Annotated in this window: 12 protein-coding genes and 1 tRNA gene; 12 read left to right on the top strand and 1 reads right to left on the bottom strand. The window is 58.0% G+C overall.

Features of this window, described 5'->3' with window-relative positions; genetic code table 11:
* Positions 1 to 60: 60 nt before the first annotated feature.
* Positions 61 to 639 carry a superoxide dismutase gene (locus AC1POX_RS13915; RefSeq protein WP_031423305.1) on the bottom strand — a complete coding sequence of 193 codons (579 nt, stop codon included), beginning with the start codon at positions 637 to 639 and terminating at the stop codon, positions 61 to 63.
* Between the two features lie 121 nt (positions 640 to 760).
* On the opposite strand from AC1POX_RS13915, the gene grxD reads away from it, so the two are divergent.
* The 12 genes from grxD to AC1POX_RS13855 all read left to right on the top strand — a co-directional run bounded on the left by grxD (position 761) and on the right by AC1POX_RS13855 (position 16,381).
* Entirely contained in the window at positions 761 to 1,081 is a 321-nt protein-coding gene (grxD, locus tag AC1POX_RS13910) for a Grx4 family monothiol glutaredoxin (RefSeq protein WP_003485599.1), read from the top strand.
* A complete protein-coding gene (locus AC1POX_RS13905; protein ID WP_008570988.1) occupies positions 1,078 to 1,821 on the top strand; it encodes an SDR family NAD(P)-dependent oxidoreductase in 744 nt (247 codons plus the stop codon). The genes grxD and AC1POX_RS13905 overlap by 4 nt, the downstream gene beginning before the upstream one ends.
* Positions 1,818 to 2,417 carry a YhgN family NAAT transporter gene (locus tag AC1POX_RS13900; RefSeq protein WP_003485603.1) on the top strand — a complete coding sequence of 200 codons (600 nt, stop codon included), beginning with the start codon at positions 1,818 to 1,820 and terminating at the stop codon, positions 2,415 to 2,417. Before AC1POX_RS13905 ends, AC1POX_RS13900 begins: the two co-directional genes overlap by 4 nt.
* A gap of 630 nt (positions 2,418 to 3,047) precedes the next feature.
* On the top strand, positions 3,048 to 6,272 hold the full coding sequence (locus AC1POX_RS13895; protein ID WP_031423301.1) for a TonB-dependent receptor: 3,225 nt from the start codon (positions 3,048 to 3,050) through the stop codon (positions 6,270 to 6,272).
* Positions 6,273 to 6,378: 106 nt separating this feature from the next.
* Positions 6,379 to 7,764, top strand: coding sequence for a nucleotide 5'-monophosphate nucleosidase PpnN (gene ppnN, locus AC1POX_RS13890; RefSeq protein WP_031423299.1), 1,386 nt, complete (start codon positions 6,379 to 6,381; stop codon positions 7,762 to 7,764).
* A gap of 283 nt (positions 7,765 to 8,047) precedes the next feature.
* Positions 8,048 to 8,566 carry a GspH/FimT family pseudopilin gene (locus AC1POX_RS13885; RefSeq protein ID WP_277573972.1) on the top strand — a complete coding sequence of 173 codons (519 nt, stop codon included), beginning with the start codon at positions 8,048 to 8,050 and terminating at the stop codon, positions 8,564 to 8,566.
* Positions 8,563 to 9,042: a type IV pilus modification protein PilV gene (gene pilV / locus AC1POX_RS13880; RefSeq protein WP_218557362.1), complete on the top strand. Its 480-nt coding sequence runs from the start codon at positions 8,563 to 8,565 to the stop codon at positions 9,040 to 9,042. Before AC1POX_RS13885 ends, pilV begins: the two co-directional genes overlap by 4 nt.
* A complete protein-coding gene (locus tag AC1POX_RS13875) occupies positions 9,039 to 10,295 on the top strand; it encodes a PilW family protein (protein ID WP_277573971.1) in 1,257 nt (418 codons plus the stop codon). Before pilV ends, AC1POX_RS13875 begins: the two co-directional genes overlap by 4 nt.
* A 2-nt stretch (positions 10,296 to 10,297) precedes the next feature.
* On the top strand, positions 10,298 to 10,771 hold the full coding sequence (locus AC1POX_RS13870) for a pilus assembly PilX family protein (RefSeq protein ID WP_218557364.1): 474 nt from the start codon (positions 10,298 to 10,300) through the stop codon (positions 10,769 to 10,771).
* A gap of 2 nt (positions 10,772 to 10,773) precedes the next feature.
* Positions 10,774 to 15,807 carry a PilC/PilY family type IV pilus protein gene (locus AC1POX_RS13865; RefSeq protein WP_372356293.1) on the top strand — a complete coding sequence of 1,678 codons (5,034 nt, stop codon included), beginning with the start codon at positions 10,774 to 10,776 and terminating at the stop codon, positions 15,805 to 15,807.
* A 74-nt stretch (positions 15,808 to 15,881) separates the two neighbouring features.
* Positions 15,882 to 16,244 (top strand): type IV pilin protein, encoded by a 363-nt coding sequence (locus AC1POX_RS13860; RefSeq protein ID WP_372356292.1) that lies wholly within the window; start codon positions 15,882 to 15,884, stop codon positions 16,242 to 16,244.
* A gap of 60 nt (positions 16,245 to 16,304) precedes the next feature.
* Positions 16,305 to 16,381: transfer RNA gene (locus AC1POX_RS13855), tRNA-Asn, on the top strand.
* Positions 16,382 to 16,384: the final 3 nt, after the last annotated feature.

Here is a 16,384-nt window from a genome sequence, read left to right as displayed (position 1 = left end):
TCTGCGATGTGTCAGCAGATGAGCCGGTCCGCATCTGCGGCTGGAAACTGAGCGGCCAGGTCAGCCCAGCCGGCTTGCGACGAAATCCCAATTGACCAGCTTCCAGAAAGCCTCCAGATAGCGCGCACGATCCTGCTGGTAGTCCAGGTAATACGCGTGCTCCCAGATATCGCAGGCGAGCAACGGAATGTCTGGCCCGGTGAGCGGGGTGGAGGCATTGGGTGTGGCGACTACTGCCAGCGCGCCGTCCGGGCGCTGCACCAGCCACACCCAGCCCGAGCCGAACGTGCTCAGGGCCACGCGATTGAACTCCTGCTTGAAATGCACGAAGTCGCCGAACGATTTGGCGATGCCGTCGCCCAGCCGCCCAAGCGGCTCCCCGCCAGCGCGCGGACGCAGGCACTGCCAATAGAAATTGTGGTTCCACACCTGCGCGGCCAGGTGAAACAACGTGCCCTGCGCCTGCGTGATGATGTCTTCCAGCGTCAGCTCGGCAAACTCGCTGCCTTCCAGGCGTGTGTTGAGCTGTTCGACCTCAGTGCGGTGACACACGCCGTGATGCGCCTCCAGCGTCGCAGACGACAGATGCGGTTCCAGGGCGGCGCGGGAATAGGGCAGTGCAACGTGTTCGATCGGCATGATGGCAGTGGCAGCGAAGGGAGTGCGGCGACAGGTCGCGCTGAAGGCTTACAATGCGCGCCTTTGCGGAAGTCTATCCGACCCGGCGGTCGGGCCTGCCGCTCCCAGTCAGGAGAGTCCAATGCCGGTGATGGAACGGATCCAGGCCGAAGTCGAACAACACCCGATCGTGCTGTTCATGAAAGGCACCCCGCAATTTCCGATGTGCGAGTTTTCCAGTCGCGCCGTGCAGGCCCTGGTGGCCGCCGGTGCCGACCAACTGCGTACGGTCAACGTGTTGGAAGAGCCTGAAGTGCGCGCCAATCTGCCGCGCTACTCCAACTGGCCCACGTTTCCGCAGCTGTTCATCCATGGCGAGCTGATCGGCGGCTGCGACATCACGCTGGAACTGTTCGAAGCCGGCGAGCTCAAGCGCATCGTCAGCGAGGCGTACCAGCCGTGAGTTCGGTGCAGGCCCAGCCGCAGTCGGCTGCCTTGTCGGGGCGCGTCGTGCTGATCACCGGCGCCGCCGGCGGCCTGGGCGCCGCCGCGGCGCAGGCATGCGCGGCTGCAGGCGCCACGGTAGTGCTGCTTGGTCGCAAGGTGCGCCCGCTGGAGCGCGTCTACGACGCGGTTGCAGCGCTGGGTGCCGAGCCGCTGTTGTATCCGCTGGATCTGGCCGGCGCCACCCCGGACGACTACGCCGCGCTTGCGCAACGGGTGCAGACCGAGCTTGGTGGCCTGCATGGTCTGCTGCAGTGCGCTGCCGACTTTTCCGGCCTGACGCCAACCGAACTCGTCTCACCCGCAGATTTCGCACGCACCCTGCATGTCAACCTGACCGCGCGCGCCTGGCTGACCCAGGCATGCCTGCCGCTGTTGCGGCAGCAGGACGATGCGGCAGCTGTCTTCGTTGTGGACGACCCCGCGCGCGTGGGTCAGGCCTATTGGGGGGCGTATGGCGCCGCCCAGCATGCGCAACGCGGCTTGATCGCCACCTTGCATCATGAAACCGCCGCCGGCCCGGTGCGCGTCGGCGGCATGCAGCCCGGCCCGATGCGCACCGCATTGCGCGCACGCGCTTTCACCCATCACGAAGACAACGACGCGGTCGATGCCGCACGTTACGCACCTGCATGCGTCAGCATGCTGTCAGCCGCAGGGGCGACGCATCGCGGTGCGATCTGGAGTCCGCAGGTATGACCATTCTTTCTGCGGCGCTGCTGCTGTTTCTGATTCTCGACCCGCTGGGCAACATTCCAGTGTTCCTCAGCGTGCTCAAGCCGCTGCCGCCCAAGCGCCAGCGTTTCGTGCTTGCGCGTGAACTGCTGATCGCGCTGTGCGTGTTGATGGCGTTCCTGTGGGGCGGCAAGTACGCGCTGGAACTGATGCACTTGCGCCAGGAATCGGTGGCCATTGCCGGCGGCATCGTGCTGTTTGTGATCGGCATCCGCATGATCTTCCCGCGGCCCGAAGGCCTGATGGGCGAAATTCCCGACGGCGAACCCTTCATCGTGCCGCTGGCCATCCCGCTGGTGGCCGGCCCGTCCGGCATGGCCGCGGTGATGCTCATGGGCAGCAACGAGCCCACGCGGCTGTGGGACTGGAGCCTTGCGCTGATGATCGCCTGGATCGGCGCCTCGTCGATCCTGGCCGCCGCGCCGCTGCTGTACAAACTGCTCGGCCACCGCGCCCTGACGGCCATCGAGCGCCTGATGGGCATGCTGCTGGTCGCCATCTCGGTACAGATGTTCCTGGACGGCCTGGGCACGTACTTCAAGCTGCCGGTGTCGATCTAGCGCAGCTCGGGGCGGCTTGGCGATCGCGCCGCGTGTGTGCGTCGACACGCATCGATGGCCCGGGGTTTCAACCCGCACTGGCCGTGGGTTACGTGCGCACGGTCCATGGTGCCGGCAACCAGCGCGCCGTCGCGTCCGGACATCTAGCGGTGCGACGCAATGGGCTCTGGACGATGAAAGGCGGCGCAGCCCTTGGCCGCTGGCGACTGTCTTGAGGTTGATCCGTCACTGACGCATGAGTGCAGGTGGAATGTCATATTCTGTGGGGCGCATCGACAGAGATGGCAACCCCATGTGCAGCACGCACGCCATGGCCGAATGCAAGCGTTTGGGCGATTTGACCCAATTTGGCCACTTCGTAGCTTCAAAGGCGCGATGGGCGTCTCGCTCAAGTTGCGACCTTGCATGATCTGGCGATTACGCCTTGACCTTCGCAGTTCATGTAGCAGCGCGCGAAGTTTGTCACGCCGCCGTCACAATCAGGGCTTAGCGTGTTAATCTGTTGTTAACCGTTGCGGCAGCAACCAGTCGCGCGGCAAGGGACCCCAGATCATCGGCAGCCCACCCCCGGGAACGGTTGGGCTGACTGCGCCTTTTTGTCACTGCCCAACCTGTATCGAGGCTACCGAAATGACCCACCCCCGTTATCTCCGCATGTCCAAGCTGACGCTTGGCCTTGTCGCCGCGCTCGCCGCCGCTCCTGTGTTTGCGCAAAGCACCTCGGCTGGCGTCGCCGGCCTGGTGACCGGCAGTGGCGGCCAGCCCGTCCCGAACGCCGAAGTCACCATTACGCACGTGGAGTCCGGAACGGTCAGCCGCGCCACCACCGATGCCAGCGGACGCTATAACGCGCGCGGCTTGCGTGTGGGCGGGCCGTACACCATTACCATTACCGCTTCGGGCGCTGGCAACACCACCCGCGAAGGCGTGTATCTGAATCTGGACAAGGTCAATCAGGTCGATGCCGCTCTGGGCGGCGATCTGGCGACGCTGGGCACTGTGCAGGCAATCGCCGGCAATTACGGCTCGGCCATTTTCAGCGCCAACAAGATGGGTACCGGCACCAACGTGACCCGCGAAGAAATCGAGTCGCTGCCGTCGATCAACCGTAACCTGCAGGACTATGTGCGTCTGGATCCGCGCGTTGCGCAAACCGACAAGGCCCGCAACGAAATCTCCATCGCCGGCCAGAACCCGCGCTACAACGCAATCCGCGTCGACGGCATCAGCACCAACGACGCCTTCGGTCTGGAATCCAACAGCCTGCCGACCCCGCGCCAGCCGTTCTCGATGGACGTCATCGATGAAATCTCGGTGGACGTGGCCAACTACGACGTGACGATCAGTGGCGGCACCGGTGGCGTGATCAATGCCGTCACCAAGTCGGGCACCAACGAATTCCATGGTTCGGTCTACGGCACTTATCGCGAGAACGACTGGTCGGGCAAGAATCAGAACAACATCCGCCCGCAGCTGTTCGACAACGAAGCGACGTATGGTCTGACTCTGGGCGGCCCGATCGTCAAGGACAAATTGTTCTTCTTCGCCAACTATGAGAAGTACAAGGGTAAGGGTGTGTTTACCGGTAACAGTGGCTACGGTCCAGCCGGTTCTGGTGCCAGCAATGAAGTCGGTATTACCCAGGCGCAGGTCGATCAGGTGATCGATATCTCGCGCAATGTCTATGGCTTCGACCCTGGGACCCTGGCCTTGCCGGCATTGGATTCTGATTCAGAAGAGAAGGGCTTCAAGCTGGATTGGAACATCAGCGACAAGCATCGTGGTTCGTTTCGCTATGGCAAGTCCGAGCAGAGCACGGCCAATCTCAATGGGTTCGGCAACAATCAGCTGGCGTTGAACTCGTACCACTATGTGCGCGACTTCGAACTCGAGACCTACACCGGTCAGTTGTTCAGCGACTGGACCGATACTTTCTCGACCGAAGCCAAGGTGTCTTATCGCGATTACTCGGCAGTTCGTACTGCGGCATCGCAGTTGCCGGCCATCGCCGTGCGTTTCGGCAACAACACCTTAAATCTGGGTACTGAAGCCAATACTCAGGCTAACGAGTTGCGCACCGAAACCTGGAACGCGTTCTTCGCCGGCACGTTGTTCTTGAATGACCACACGGTCAAGTTCGGGTTCGACTACGAAGACAACGACATCTACAACTTGTATGGTCCGCGTGTTTTCGGTAGCTACACCTTCAACTCGGTTGCCAATTACCAGGCAAATTTGCCGAACGCGTATCGTTACTCGTATTCGCCCACCGGTATCGACAATATCGCTGCGAAGTGGGGCATGCGGAACGTGGGCGTGTTCTTGCAGGATTCTTGGGCCGTCAATAGCAACCTGACACTGAACTTCGGCCTGCGTTATGACGAGCCGATGGTGAAGAACTCGCCGCAGTTCAACCAGGCTGCGTTCAACGCATTCGGTCTTCGCAATGATGAAACCATTGACGGCAACGGCTTGTGGCAGCCGCGCTTTGGTTTCAACTACACCTTCGATGCAGATCGTCCGACCCAGCTGCGTGGCGGCGTTGGTCTGTTCCAGGGTGCTGCCGCGTCGGTTTGGTTGTCCAATCCGTATTCCAATACTGGTTTGGCTTATACCGATTACAACTTCAACAACGCGTCCAACAGTGGTATCCGCTTCACGCCGGATATCAACAACCAGCCGCGCGGAACATCGGGCGCCACGCAGTCGGTCGACTTTGTTGACAAGGATCTGAGCCAGCCGTCCGTTTGGAAAGCAAACCTCGCCTTCGATACCGAGTTGCCGTGGTACGGCATCGTCGCCTCGATGGAAGGTGTGGTGACCAAGGTCAAGGAAGCGATTTATTACCAGCAGCTCAATCTCGGTAATCCGACGGCAGTTGGCCAGGATGGTCGTGATATCTACTGGAATGCCAATGGCCGCAATCCGGCTAACTGGAATTCCCTGGGTAATGCATGTCTCCGCGAAACGGGTGTGGCGGCTGGTTCGTCATGTGTGAACAGCGGTACCGATATCCGTGCTGGTCGCAACATGAGCTTCAACGATGCCATCATTGCGCGCCCCACCGATCAGGGTGGCTCGCAAAGTTTCACTGTCGGCTTGAACAAGCCGTTCAACGACAGCGACTGGTCGTGGAGCTTGGCTTACACCTACTCGAACGCGAAAGAAGTCAGCGGTCTGACCAGTTCCACTTCGGGGTCGCAGCTGCTCAACACCGCAACCTTCCAGGCGAATGAAGAGGTCAATGCAACCTCGGCATACGAAATCAAGGACAGTTTCCTGGGTACGCTGCAGTGGAAGCATAATTTCTTCGGCGATTTTGCAACGAAGGTCGGTCTGGTGTATCAAGGCCGCAGCGGTCGTCCCTACAGCTATACGTTCGACAACGATGCCAATGGCGACGGTCGCTCCAATGACCTGTTGTACATCCCGGCGGCGCGCGGCGATGTGCTGTTCCGTAACGCGGCCGAAGAAAACGCGTTCTGGAACTACGTCAACAATGACCAGTACTTGTCCACGCACAAGGGCCAGGTTGCTGGCCGCAATGCGGTACGTAATTCCTGGGTCAACCAGTTCGATCTACACATCGAGCAGGAGCTTCCTGGCTTCTTCGATGGCAACAAGGCGCAGATCTGGGTCGACGTCATGAACGTGGGCAACCTGCTCAACAAGAAGTGGGGCCGCGTCGATGAGTACGCATTCCCGGGCTTCAAGGGTGTTGCTGAATACGGCGGTATCGACGCGGCGACTGGCAAGTATGTTTACCGCTTCAATGAGCCGGATGCCGCGACCGTCTACGACGACAAGGGCATCTCCCGCTGGGCGCTGCAGCTGGGCTTCCGCTACCAGTTCTAAAGCCGGCTAGCGTGTCGATGTTTGCAAAAACGGCCGGGGTCTCCCGGCCGTTTTCTTTTGTGCGGGTGAGTACGCTAAAGTTCCGTGCATACGACAGGAGCATGCTATGGAACTCAGCAGTACGGCAGCACGGGCGCTGCCGGTGGTGGATGCGCGGATCTACCCGCGTGGTGGTCTGGATGTGTTGTCCAAGGCAGAAGTGGCCCGGTTGCGCGATGCATCCAGCGGTGGCATGCATGAGCTGTTGCGCCGCTGTGCGCTGGCCGTGCTGACCAGCGGAAGCGCATCGGACGACCCGCGCGCTGCGCGCGATCTCTACCCGGATTTCGACATCCAGGTGAATCAGCAGGATCGCGGCATCCGCATCGATCTGATCAACGCACCGGCAATGGCTTTCGTCGATGGCGAGATCATCCGCGGCGTGGCCGAACTGTTGTTTGCCGTCGTCCGCGATCTCGCTTACATGGCCATCGAGCTCGAAGCGCAACGCGCGGATCTCGACACCAGCGAAGGCATCACCAATGCCGTGTTCGGCCAGCTGCGTAATGCGCGCATCCTGCAGCCCTTGGATCCGAACCTGGTCGTGTGCTGGGGCGGCCATTCCATCTCGCGCGATGAATACCTTTACACCAAGCAGGTCGGCTACGAGCTTGGCTTGCGCGGGCTGGATATCTGCACCGGCTGCGGCCCGGGCGCCATGAAGGGGCCGATGAAGGGCGCCACCATCGCGCATGCCAAGCAGCGCAAGCACAATACCCGCTACATCGGCGTCACCGAGCCAGGCATCATCGCCGCCGAATCGCCGAACCCGATCGTCAACCATCTGGTGATCATGCCGGACATCGAGAAGCGCCTTGAGGCCTTCGTCCGCATCGGACATGGCATCCTAGTGTTCCCGGGCGGTGTCGGCACCGCGGAGGAAATTCTCTACCTGCTCGGCATCCTGCTACGCGAAGAAAACGCGGACGTGCCGTTCCCGCTGATCCTCACCGGCCCGACCATCGCCGCGCCGTACTTCGAGCAGATCGACCGTTTCATTCGCCTCACCCTGGGCGACGCTGCCGCCTCGCGCTACGAGATCATCGTCGGCGACCCGGTCGCCGTCGCGCGCCGTATGGCCGAAGGGGTCCACGGAGTGCGCGCGCACCGCAAGGACCAGAAAGACTCGTATTACTTCAACTGGTCCGTGCACATCCCGCTCGAGTACCAGCAGCCCTTCGAGCCCAGCCACGAAGCGATGGCCGCGCTCGACCTGCACCACGGCCGCCCGGCGCCGGCCCTGGCCGCCGACCTGCGCCGCGCCTTCTCCGGCATCGTCGCCGGCAACGTCAAGGAAGACGGCATGCGCCGCATCGAGGAATTCGGCCCCTTCGAAATCCACGGCGATCCCGAGATCATGCAGGCCCTGGATGCGCTGCTGCGCGGCTTCGTTGAGCAGCGCCGGATGAAGATCTCGGGGGACTATCGGCCTTGTTATCGGGTGGTGACTTGAGTCTACTGCTTTGGCGTGGCTAGCGTGGCGAGGATGGCATGACTGTCCGTGCAGCTGGTAAAAGGTAACCTGCGGGCGGCGTATGGGGCAGTACGCTAGATCGCTCGCGAAACGCGTTCAGGGCCATAGGCCTGCGGGCAGCAGTACATCTGTGTGCCCGCAGCCATGGTCTCTTGCCTTGGTAATGACGCCCGTCGGTCCATTCCTGCCGTTTGTCAGCGGAGGGTTGCCACCAGGTCGAACGTCTCTCACTCTACCTCCATAAACGCTGGGGAGCGTATAGATGAATGACTCGCGTGCTCGGGGTTTCACTCTTGTGGAACTTCTCGTCACGATTTCGGTTGTGGCTGTCTTGGCAGTCATCGCATTACCGTCGTTTCAAGGCGTTATCCGCTCCAATCAAGCAGCGACAACTGCCAATGAGCTCGTTGCCTCTCTCGCGCTGGCCCGAAGCGAGGCGATTCGCAGTACTCGTGGCGGCGGCATCTGTCCCAGCTCGGACGGGCTGATCTGCAGTGGGCAATGGTCAGATGGGTGGATCTCCTGGGCCGATGCCAACGCAAATGGGAGCTACGACTCGGGTGAGGCGGTTTTACGCTATACCAAAGTCAACTCGAAGATGACCGTCAATGCGCCTGGAGTAGGAGTCATCGCGTTCGACTCAAGGGCGCGGCGCGTTGCCAGTGCAGACCAAGTTCTAACACTGCGTCCGACGCTATGCCCCTCAGGCCAGCCAGTGGTCCGAACCTTGACCGTTACCAGCACCGGCAACGTGCGTGTCACGAAGAACAACTGCCCATGATTAAGCGTAATCGACAAGCCTTTTCCCCTCGCAAAATATCGGGCTTCTCTCTTTTAGAAGTGCTGATTGCACTCTTAATCTTAGGCGTTGGACTGTTAGGCTTTGCGCTCTTGCAGACAACAAATGTGCGTTTTACCAAGAGTGCTCAGCAACGAACGATTGCAAGCAACCTCGCGTACGAGGTAATTGATTTGATGCGCTCGCAGCGCAGTATGGTCGGCTACTACACCGCGATTACTTATGACAGTTTTGGCTCCGTGACTGGGGCTAATTGTGGTAGGCCAGTTGACAGTTCGCCCAACAAATTGATGGAGCGCTGGAGATGCGACGTCGTAGAGGCGCTTCCGGATGGCAAGGCCCAGGTAAGCCTACAAGCAAACGGAGAAGTCACCGTCACTGTGCGATGGGGCGATCAGCATTGGGAAACCGACGTTGCCAAGCAAGTGACTGCACTCAGCGTGACGAGCCGCTTATGAAGAATAACGCAGGGCGCGGGCCCAACGCCGCGATCGCCGGGCTTTCTCTCATCGAACTGATGATTGCGCTCCTGATCAGTTCTATTCTCCTGATCGGCGTGATTCAAGTGTTCGCTGCGTCACGAACGGCATACCAGCTTTCGCAGGGAATTGCGCGTAATCAAGAAAATGGGCGTTTTGCCATGGACTTTCTCACGCGAGATATACGCATGGCTGGTCATGCGGGTTGTGTCAACGATCAAGTTTTGCTCAGTACTGATGCGAGTGGTAAGCCAACCGGTGGAAATATTCGCTCGTTGTTTCTGACTGCTGCCGATCGCAACAGTAATACTGTCGCCAATCAGCCTTTCCCGTTGCGGTTTGACGTGTCGATACAGGGTTTTGAAGCGGCCGGAACCCAGCCTGGCGCCGCGTTGACCTTGCCGGGGACGCCTGTCGTGGGGCAGGCGGGTGATTGGAGCCCTGCGCTACCCAACGAATTGGCAGGCCTTGGGCCGATAAAGGGAAGTGATATCATCGTGCTGCGCACCTTCTCTCCGATCGAGGAAATGGTTACTGGATTTGCGCCCGCCAGCAATCCATCGATTTCATATCCTGACGAATCGGTGGCAGGTAATACGAAAGTAGCGACCGGAGGCGCGGGACTCTATGCGGTTGCGGACTGCAAGGGTGCCACCGTTTTTCAGGCAAGCTCAGCGCCAACCGCTACTGGAATGCGCGTCGCAATCGGTGGATTGAACAAGACCGACTTGTCCTATCTTGGCACGTACGATGGGGCGCTCGCATTTCGGCCAGGCAATGCGTCGCTCTTCCGCGCCGAGTCGATTGCCTACTATGTTGCACTCAATGCCCAAACCAATGCGCCTTCTCTTTATCGTGCAAGATGGACATCTGCACCTGGCGCAGCCAGCCTGACCACGACGACGGAAGAAATGGTCGAAGGCGTGGAATTGCTGCAGTTGGCTTACGGCGAAGACAGTTCCCCTCTGACCAGCCCGCCAACTGGATACATCAATACCACAAACACGGCGGACGTCCTTGGTGGGATAGCGAATGCACAGCGATGGCGCCGCGTGGGTACCGTGCAAATTGGTCTGCTCGTACGAGGAGCAAGTTCCGAAACTGCAGCGGCTCAGCAGGCCGCGGTGAAGCCTTCGGTGCTCGATTTGGCCGTTACTCCGCCTTCGGACGGGCAATATCGCTCTGTCTACGAGACGAGTGTGGCGCTTCGCAACAGACTATTCGGTAACTAGCGATGAAAAGTCCTTCTCTTAGCCACGTTGCTACTCAGCGGGGCGCCGTACTGTATGTCGCGCTAATAATGCTGATTCTATTAGCGTTGATTGGCATCGTCGGAATGCAGGTCGCAACGATGCAAGAACGGATGTCGTCCAATTACATGGCCGCCAATGCCGCTTTTCAGCAGGCTGAAATGCGCGTGCGGGAGCGAGAGGCATCAATCAACAGTGGTTTCGAATACGACTACGAGAATTGTCAGGTTTCCTATGATCCCGCAGCATGGGCGCAAGGTGTAGGAGATGATGTGGTCTCAGTCGTGCGAACGCGCAACATCAGTATCTGCACCCAACAGTGCAGCGCCGGAAGCGGCGTTGATCAATCCGAAAGTGGCTGCAATATGTTCAGAACTACGGTATTTAGCCGGGATCGTGACTCGGTAGAAGCCTCCTCGTCACTGTCTGCTGTCGACACGATCTTCGTTAGGCCCTGACCATGAAAATCAGTTCATTAAAATACCTCGTCCCGGCTGGTGCGCTGGTCGCTACGGGTCTTCTGATCCAAGCCGGCATTTCTGCTCCTGGCCCACTGAACATTGCGCAAGCTCCCCTTTTTACGCGCAATGTCATTCCGCCCCTCAACATGCTGGTCATGGGGCGCGATCATAAGCTTTACTACGAAGCCTACAACGATGCATCGGATCTGAATAACGATCGCGTTCTGGACGTTGGTTATAAGCCGGATCAAATTACCTACTACGGCTACTATAATTCCAATGTGTGTTACCGCGCAACTGGCGAATTCTTTCAGCCGGTTTCTGCAGCAACGGGAACCAATAAGAAGCAGTGCTCAGGTGCGTGGAGTGGCGACTTTTTGAATTATGTCACTACCTCACGTATGGACGCCTTGCGCAAGGTGCTATTTGGCGGTTATCGAGATACCGACACCGCGACGCAAACCATTCTCAGGGCTTCTTTCACCCCCCAGGACGCTCATAGCTGGGGTAAGGAGTATGCTAGCGTTGCTAGGGATGGTTACGATATCTCAAGTTATACGCCGCTCAGTCAGCCTGCTTCCGGTCGTTATCACCTCTTCGCCGTCACTACATTATCCGACAACGGCATCCCTCAGATGCGCGTTCTCAATAATTCCTCCTACCGGATTTGGAACTGGGTCTCCATTGAACGTCCTGTGGCGGGTGACGATTGCTTTACCGTCAATAGCACCAGGGTCAATTGCCTCGCCTCCACTGAGAGCTGGGAGTTGGTTCCTGCGGCAAGCTACCCGAATGGTTTATCGATAACGACTTGGCGTTCCAGTACTGTTGCGAATAATGCAGCTGAGATGACTGCTAACTTCAATGCATTTACGAATGGCGTCCGTTGTGGATCTGGTACCGTCGCTGTAATTGACAAGAGTGGTGGAAATAACAATCCGTTCGTCAATCAAAATAACTGTCGGAACGATAACTATTCGACACAAATCTCAGGAAATATATTTGTATCTACCCCTGGTACCTACGAGTTCGCGGTCAATGGCGACGATGCAGTTGAGGTCCAGATCGCCGGTACAGTGGTGGCCGGGTGGTACGGCGGACATGGTCAGGACAGCAGCCAAGCTGCGCTTACCTCGCATTCGGGATCTATCGCGTTGAATCGAGGTACATACACGGTAAGATTTCGCCACCAGGAAGGCACAGGAGACGATAACTGGCAGCTCTATTGGCGGCGGACGCCACAGGGCGGCTCCAGCTCCTTGAATAATTATCCATTGCGCGTGGAAGTGTGCCCAAATGATGCCACCTTGCGCGATTCCACTTGTAAAGTTTATGCCAATAATTCTTCGTATAAGCCAACGGGCATTCTTCACGATTATGGCGAAACAGACCGGATGTACTTCGGCTTGTTGACCGGCTCCTACGCAAAGAATACCGCGGGCGGTATTCTGCACAGCAATATGGCGAGCTTCTCCCGTGAGGTGAATCCGAATACCGGGCAGTTCTGCCTAAATGGCGCGTGCCCTGGCGGTGATGTCAAAGGTATCGTTCATACCATAAGTACTTTCCGTACATTGGATTTTCAGTACAGCAACTATACCTACGGATGCGGATGGATCGTCGACCGCCCGGTCAATCCTGGTGAGTGCTGGATGTGGGGCAATCCAGTCGCCGAGATGATGTATGAAACTCTCCGCTACTTTGGCGGCGCGACTGGCCCACGTCCGGAGTACGATATTGGCACCAGTTCCCCAGATTTCGCCACGCTGCAGCTTTCCAATCCGACCTGGCGTTCGCCTTACAAGGCGACGTCGGACGGTGGTGGCGGGTATCCGATATGTGCACAGCCGACGATGACCGTGCTGAGCGATATCAATCCATCCTACGATTTCAAGGTGCCCGGGTCGAAATGGTCAAGCATCAGCGCTTCGGGAGATCCAACCTCTCTGCAGGGGTTGAATGTCTCGACGGAAGCAGATGCTATATGGCAAGCCGAAGGTGGCGGGAGTCGTCAGATCTTCATTGGTGAATCCAATGGTGTTGCTGACAACGCACCCACGCCCAAGCTTGCCACTAATATGTCTACGCTTCGCGGTCTTGCACCCGAAGAACCCAGCAAGCAGGGTACTTATTATTCCGCTGCAGTTGCGCGTTATGGTGCGAATAATAAGATCGGTGGCGACAAGCGCGTTCGTACCTATTCTGTCGCGCTGGCGTCACCGCTGCCCAAGTTCGACTTTCCGGTCGGCAACGGGCGCGTGACTCTCGTGCCGTTCGCAAAATCAGTGGGAGGAGGTAACATCTCGGCAACCGGTGCGTTCCAGCCTACTGATCAGATAGTCGACTTCTACGTGCAGCGTGTGGCGAATACCTCCGGTGCGTCGGGTCAAGATTACGATGCCAGTGTTAATAGTGGTCGCCCATATGCGGAATTCCGGATCAATTACGAAGACGTCGAGCAGGGCGCCGACCATGACATGGATGCCATCGCGCTCTACACCTTGGCTGTCGATCAAAATAATCAATTGCAGGTGACGCTCAGGTCTGAGTATGCGGCCGGTAGCTACGACCAGCACATGGGCTATGTCATCTCCGGCACGACCCAGGATGGCGTTTATCTTGAGGTCTGTGATCTGCGGGACGGAACAGCCAATGATGGTACACGCGCCAGCTGTGCCAATCAGAGGGCTTACCGATTCAATACGCCGCCAGGGCGTGCGCCAGGTTACTGCAATACCGCATCTATGCCCTCTGATTGCACAGGCTTGCCACCTACGACTACTCGTACATTTTCTGTAGGAACGACCCCGGGTGCCACGCTGTTGAAGGACCCACTTTGGTATGCCGCTAAGTATGGTAACGACCAGGGTGTTACCGTGGATACTGACGGGAATCCGACCAACTACTTCTTGGTAAGCAATCCACTCGATCTAAGAAATCAGCTCGGTAAGGCATTTGACTCGATTCAAAATCAGGCAGGTAGCAGCGGATCAATCGCTCTTGCGGGTGCTCGAGTCTCGTCGGGTTCGTTTGGGGTCGTGCCTTCTTACTCCACCACCAGTGATGGCCAGGATTGGGTGGGTAATTTGAATGCGTACCAAGTTAGTCAGAACGGCACGCTGGGCAACATTCTTTGGACTGCGAGCACTGCGATGCCGACGGATGGCACTGGCGTTGCCGCGAAAAAGATCTTTACAGCGCTTTCCAATGTCACCAGTGCCAATCGAGCAACTGCTGTGCGTCCATTCGAAGCTTCTCGACTGGTCGCGAACTCTAGTGGCAATGCCACAACTGACGCGTCGGAAATCTTTAACCGGCTTGGTTACACGCCGGGGCAGGTGACAGCCAATTTCGGGGGCTCCGTGACGCCCGCGCAGTTGGTCAACTATCTGCGTGGCGAAAAGTCGATGGAGGGCACAACCCTTAATACCGCACCTTTCCGCCGTCGTAGTGGGCCGTTGGGTGACATCATTAACTCTTCGCCTGTTATCGCAACACGACGCGCCAACTATGGTTGGGCTGCTGCCACCGGGCTTTCGGCTAGTGTGCGGAGTACGTATGCTGATTTTGTGAGTGCGCGCACTGCATCTTCCGCACGTGAGCACGTATTTGTCGGTGCGAACGACGGCATGCTGCACGCTTTTGATGATGCCGGCGTCGAGAAATTCAGTTATGTACCTAACGGCGTGTTGAACCAGACCGCCTACCTAGCAGATCGAAATTATCAGCATCGCTACTACGTCGACGGCAAGCTAACGCTCGGTGACGCCATAGTCGGCGGGAGTTGGCGATCTGTCCTGGTGGGTGGCACCGGTGCGGGTGGACGTTCGATCTTTGCACTAGATGTGACTACACCAGGGACATTCGCTGCTACTAATGTCCTTTGGGAATTCAACAGCCTCAGTGACAGCGACATGGGTTTCACCATGGGTAGGCCACAGATTGTTCCTCTCCAGGATGGGACCTGGGCTGCAATCTTTGGGAACGGCTACAACAGCGCCAGTGGAAGGGCAGTTTTATTTGTAGTCAATCTCTCCACAGGTGCGGTGATCAAAAAGATCGAAGCTCGGGATGATCTTGATCCAAATGAAACTAGCATTTCCAATCTTGGTTATAACGGCCTTGGGAATCTCGCTGTTGTGGACACCAACGGGGATGGCTTGGTTGATACCGTCTACGGAGGTGATTTGCATGGCAATATGTGGAAGTTCAATCTTGGCGGAACGGACATAACCAAATGGGCTGTCGCTTATGCAGACGGCTTGAAAAATCCGCGTCCGCTATTTGTCGCACGTGACAGCCTTGGCAATCGTCAACCCATTACTGGTGGCGTTGAGGTCGCGGTGGGGCCGGGAACCGGGTACATGGTGTATTTTGGAACCGGGCGCTACTTCGTGGTTGGAGATGACGGAAGTAACAACGTGGGTGCACTCTATGGCATCTGGGATAACGGCACAGCTGTGACTACGGTCGGTCGGACCAGCCTAGTTGCACAGACAATCTCAGCAAGCACGGCCGGCAGCCGAGAGATCACTCGTAATCCGGTGAACTATCTAAGCAGTCGGGGTTGGTATATCGATCTGGTCGTTGACAGGCAGGATCCAAAGGGTGAGCGCTTTATCGGTGTTCCTTCTATTCAGGGGGGGCGAGTCTTCTTCCCCACCTATGTGCCTGGTATCAGTGTTAACTGTAATCCCGGCGGTACAAACTGGTTGTACATCCTGGACGCAACGACGGGAGGTGCTGCAGTAGGTACCGTCACGCTTCCCGACGGATCTGCGGCAGGAGGAACGAGCACGGGCGCAGTTGCGACAGGCGGAGATGCACCTAATCAGAGTGTTGGAATCACCCGACCTGTCCCCGCAGGACCAGTCTTTTGTACTCCCGGTTCGCCAGGATGCTCGCTTCCAGTTACGCCTGGAACTCCCGCTGATTCTCGTTGTAGCGAAGTGGTGCTTGATCCTAGTGATCCTACGAAGTCGATTTCTATGTTGCGTGCGTGTGGGCGCCAATCTTGGCGACAGTTGAGGTGATCTAAATGTCCAAGAATACAAAGTTGGCGCCTACCCGTGTCCGGTGGGCTCGAGGGTTCACATTGATCGAGCTTATGATCGTGGTTGCAGTCATTGCGATCTTGGCTGCGGTGGCCTATCCGTCTTATCAAGAGCAAGTGCGCAAGGCGCGACGAGGTCAGGCAAAAGCCGATCTGGTTGAGTACGCGCAGTTGGCCGAGCGCTTCAGGACGGTCAACAACACCTATGTCGGGTATGCAATGCCAGCCTCCTGGTCGCCAAGAGAAGCAAGTGCGCTTGCAGCAGCTCATTATGCTGTGTCGTTCTCCGGTGATCCGACCCGGTCTACTTTTGCGATCCAGGCCGTGCCACGCGGCGGGCAGCTCAAAGACAAGTGTGGGACGCTGACCATCGATCAGGCAGCCCGCAAGACTGCAGCTGCGTCCGATTGCTGGTAACGCCAATCGCATGGAAGGGTGTTGCAGCCGGGGGGAAAGGTCGGTATGATTCGCCTCCCCGCCCGAATAGCTCAGCCGGTTAGAGCACTTGACTGTTAATCAGGGGGTCGTTGGTTCGAGTCCAACTTCGGGCGCCAAGA

The organism is Xanthomonas sp. NCPPB 3442 (assembly GCF_056725145.1).
This window is presented reverse-complemented; position numbering and strand designations above follow the sequence as displayed.

Bases quoted from the DNA above. Each gene is read 5' to 3' on its own strand.
- grxD (WP_003485599.1), top strand. From the start codon at position 761: ATGCCGGTGATGGAACGGATCCAGGCCGAAGTCGAACAACACCCGATC.
- AC1POX_RS13860 (WP_372356292.1), top strand. From the start codon at position 15,882: ATGATCGTGGTTGCAGTCATTGCGATCTTGGCTGCGGTGGCCTATCCG.
- AC1POX_RS13875 (WP_277573971.1), top strand. From the start codon at position 9,039: ATGAAGAATAACGCAGGGCGCGGGCCCAACGCCGCGATCGCCGGGCTT.
- AC1POX_RS13895 (WP_031423301.1), top strand. From the start codon at position 3,048: ATGACCCACCCCCGTTATCTCCGCATGTCCAAGCTGACGCTTGGCCTT.
- AC1POX_RS13900 (WP_003485603.1), top strand. From the start codon at position 1,818: ATGACCATTCTTTCTGCGGCGCTGCTGCTGTTTCTGATTCTCGACCCG.
- AC1POX_RS13865 (WP_372356293.1), top strand. From the start codon at position 10,774: ATGAAAATCAGTTCATTAAAATACCTCGTCCCGGCTGGTGCGCTGGTC.
- pilV (WP_218557362.1), top strand. From the start codon at position 8,563: ATGATTAAGCGTAATCGACAAGCCTTTTCCCCTCGCAAAATATCGGGC.
- AC1POX_RS13915 (WP_031423305.1), bottom strand. From the start codon at position 639: ATGCCGATCGAACACGTTGCACTGCCCTATTCCCGCGCCGCCCTGGAA.
- AC1POX_RS13870 (WP_218557364.1), top strand. From the start codon at position 10,298: ATGAAAAGTCCTTCTCTTAGCCACGTTGCTACTCAGCGGGGCGCCGTA.
- ppnN (WP_031423299.1), top strand. From the start codon at position 6,379: ATGGAACTCAGCAGTACGGCAGCACGGGCGCTGCCGGTGGTGGATGCG.
- AC1POX_RS13885 (WP_277573972.1), top strand. From the start codon at position 8,048: ATGAATGACTCGCGTGCTCGGGGTTTCACTCTTGTGGAACTTCTCGTC.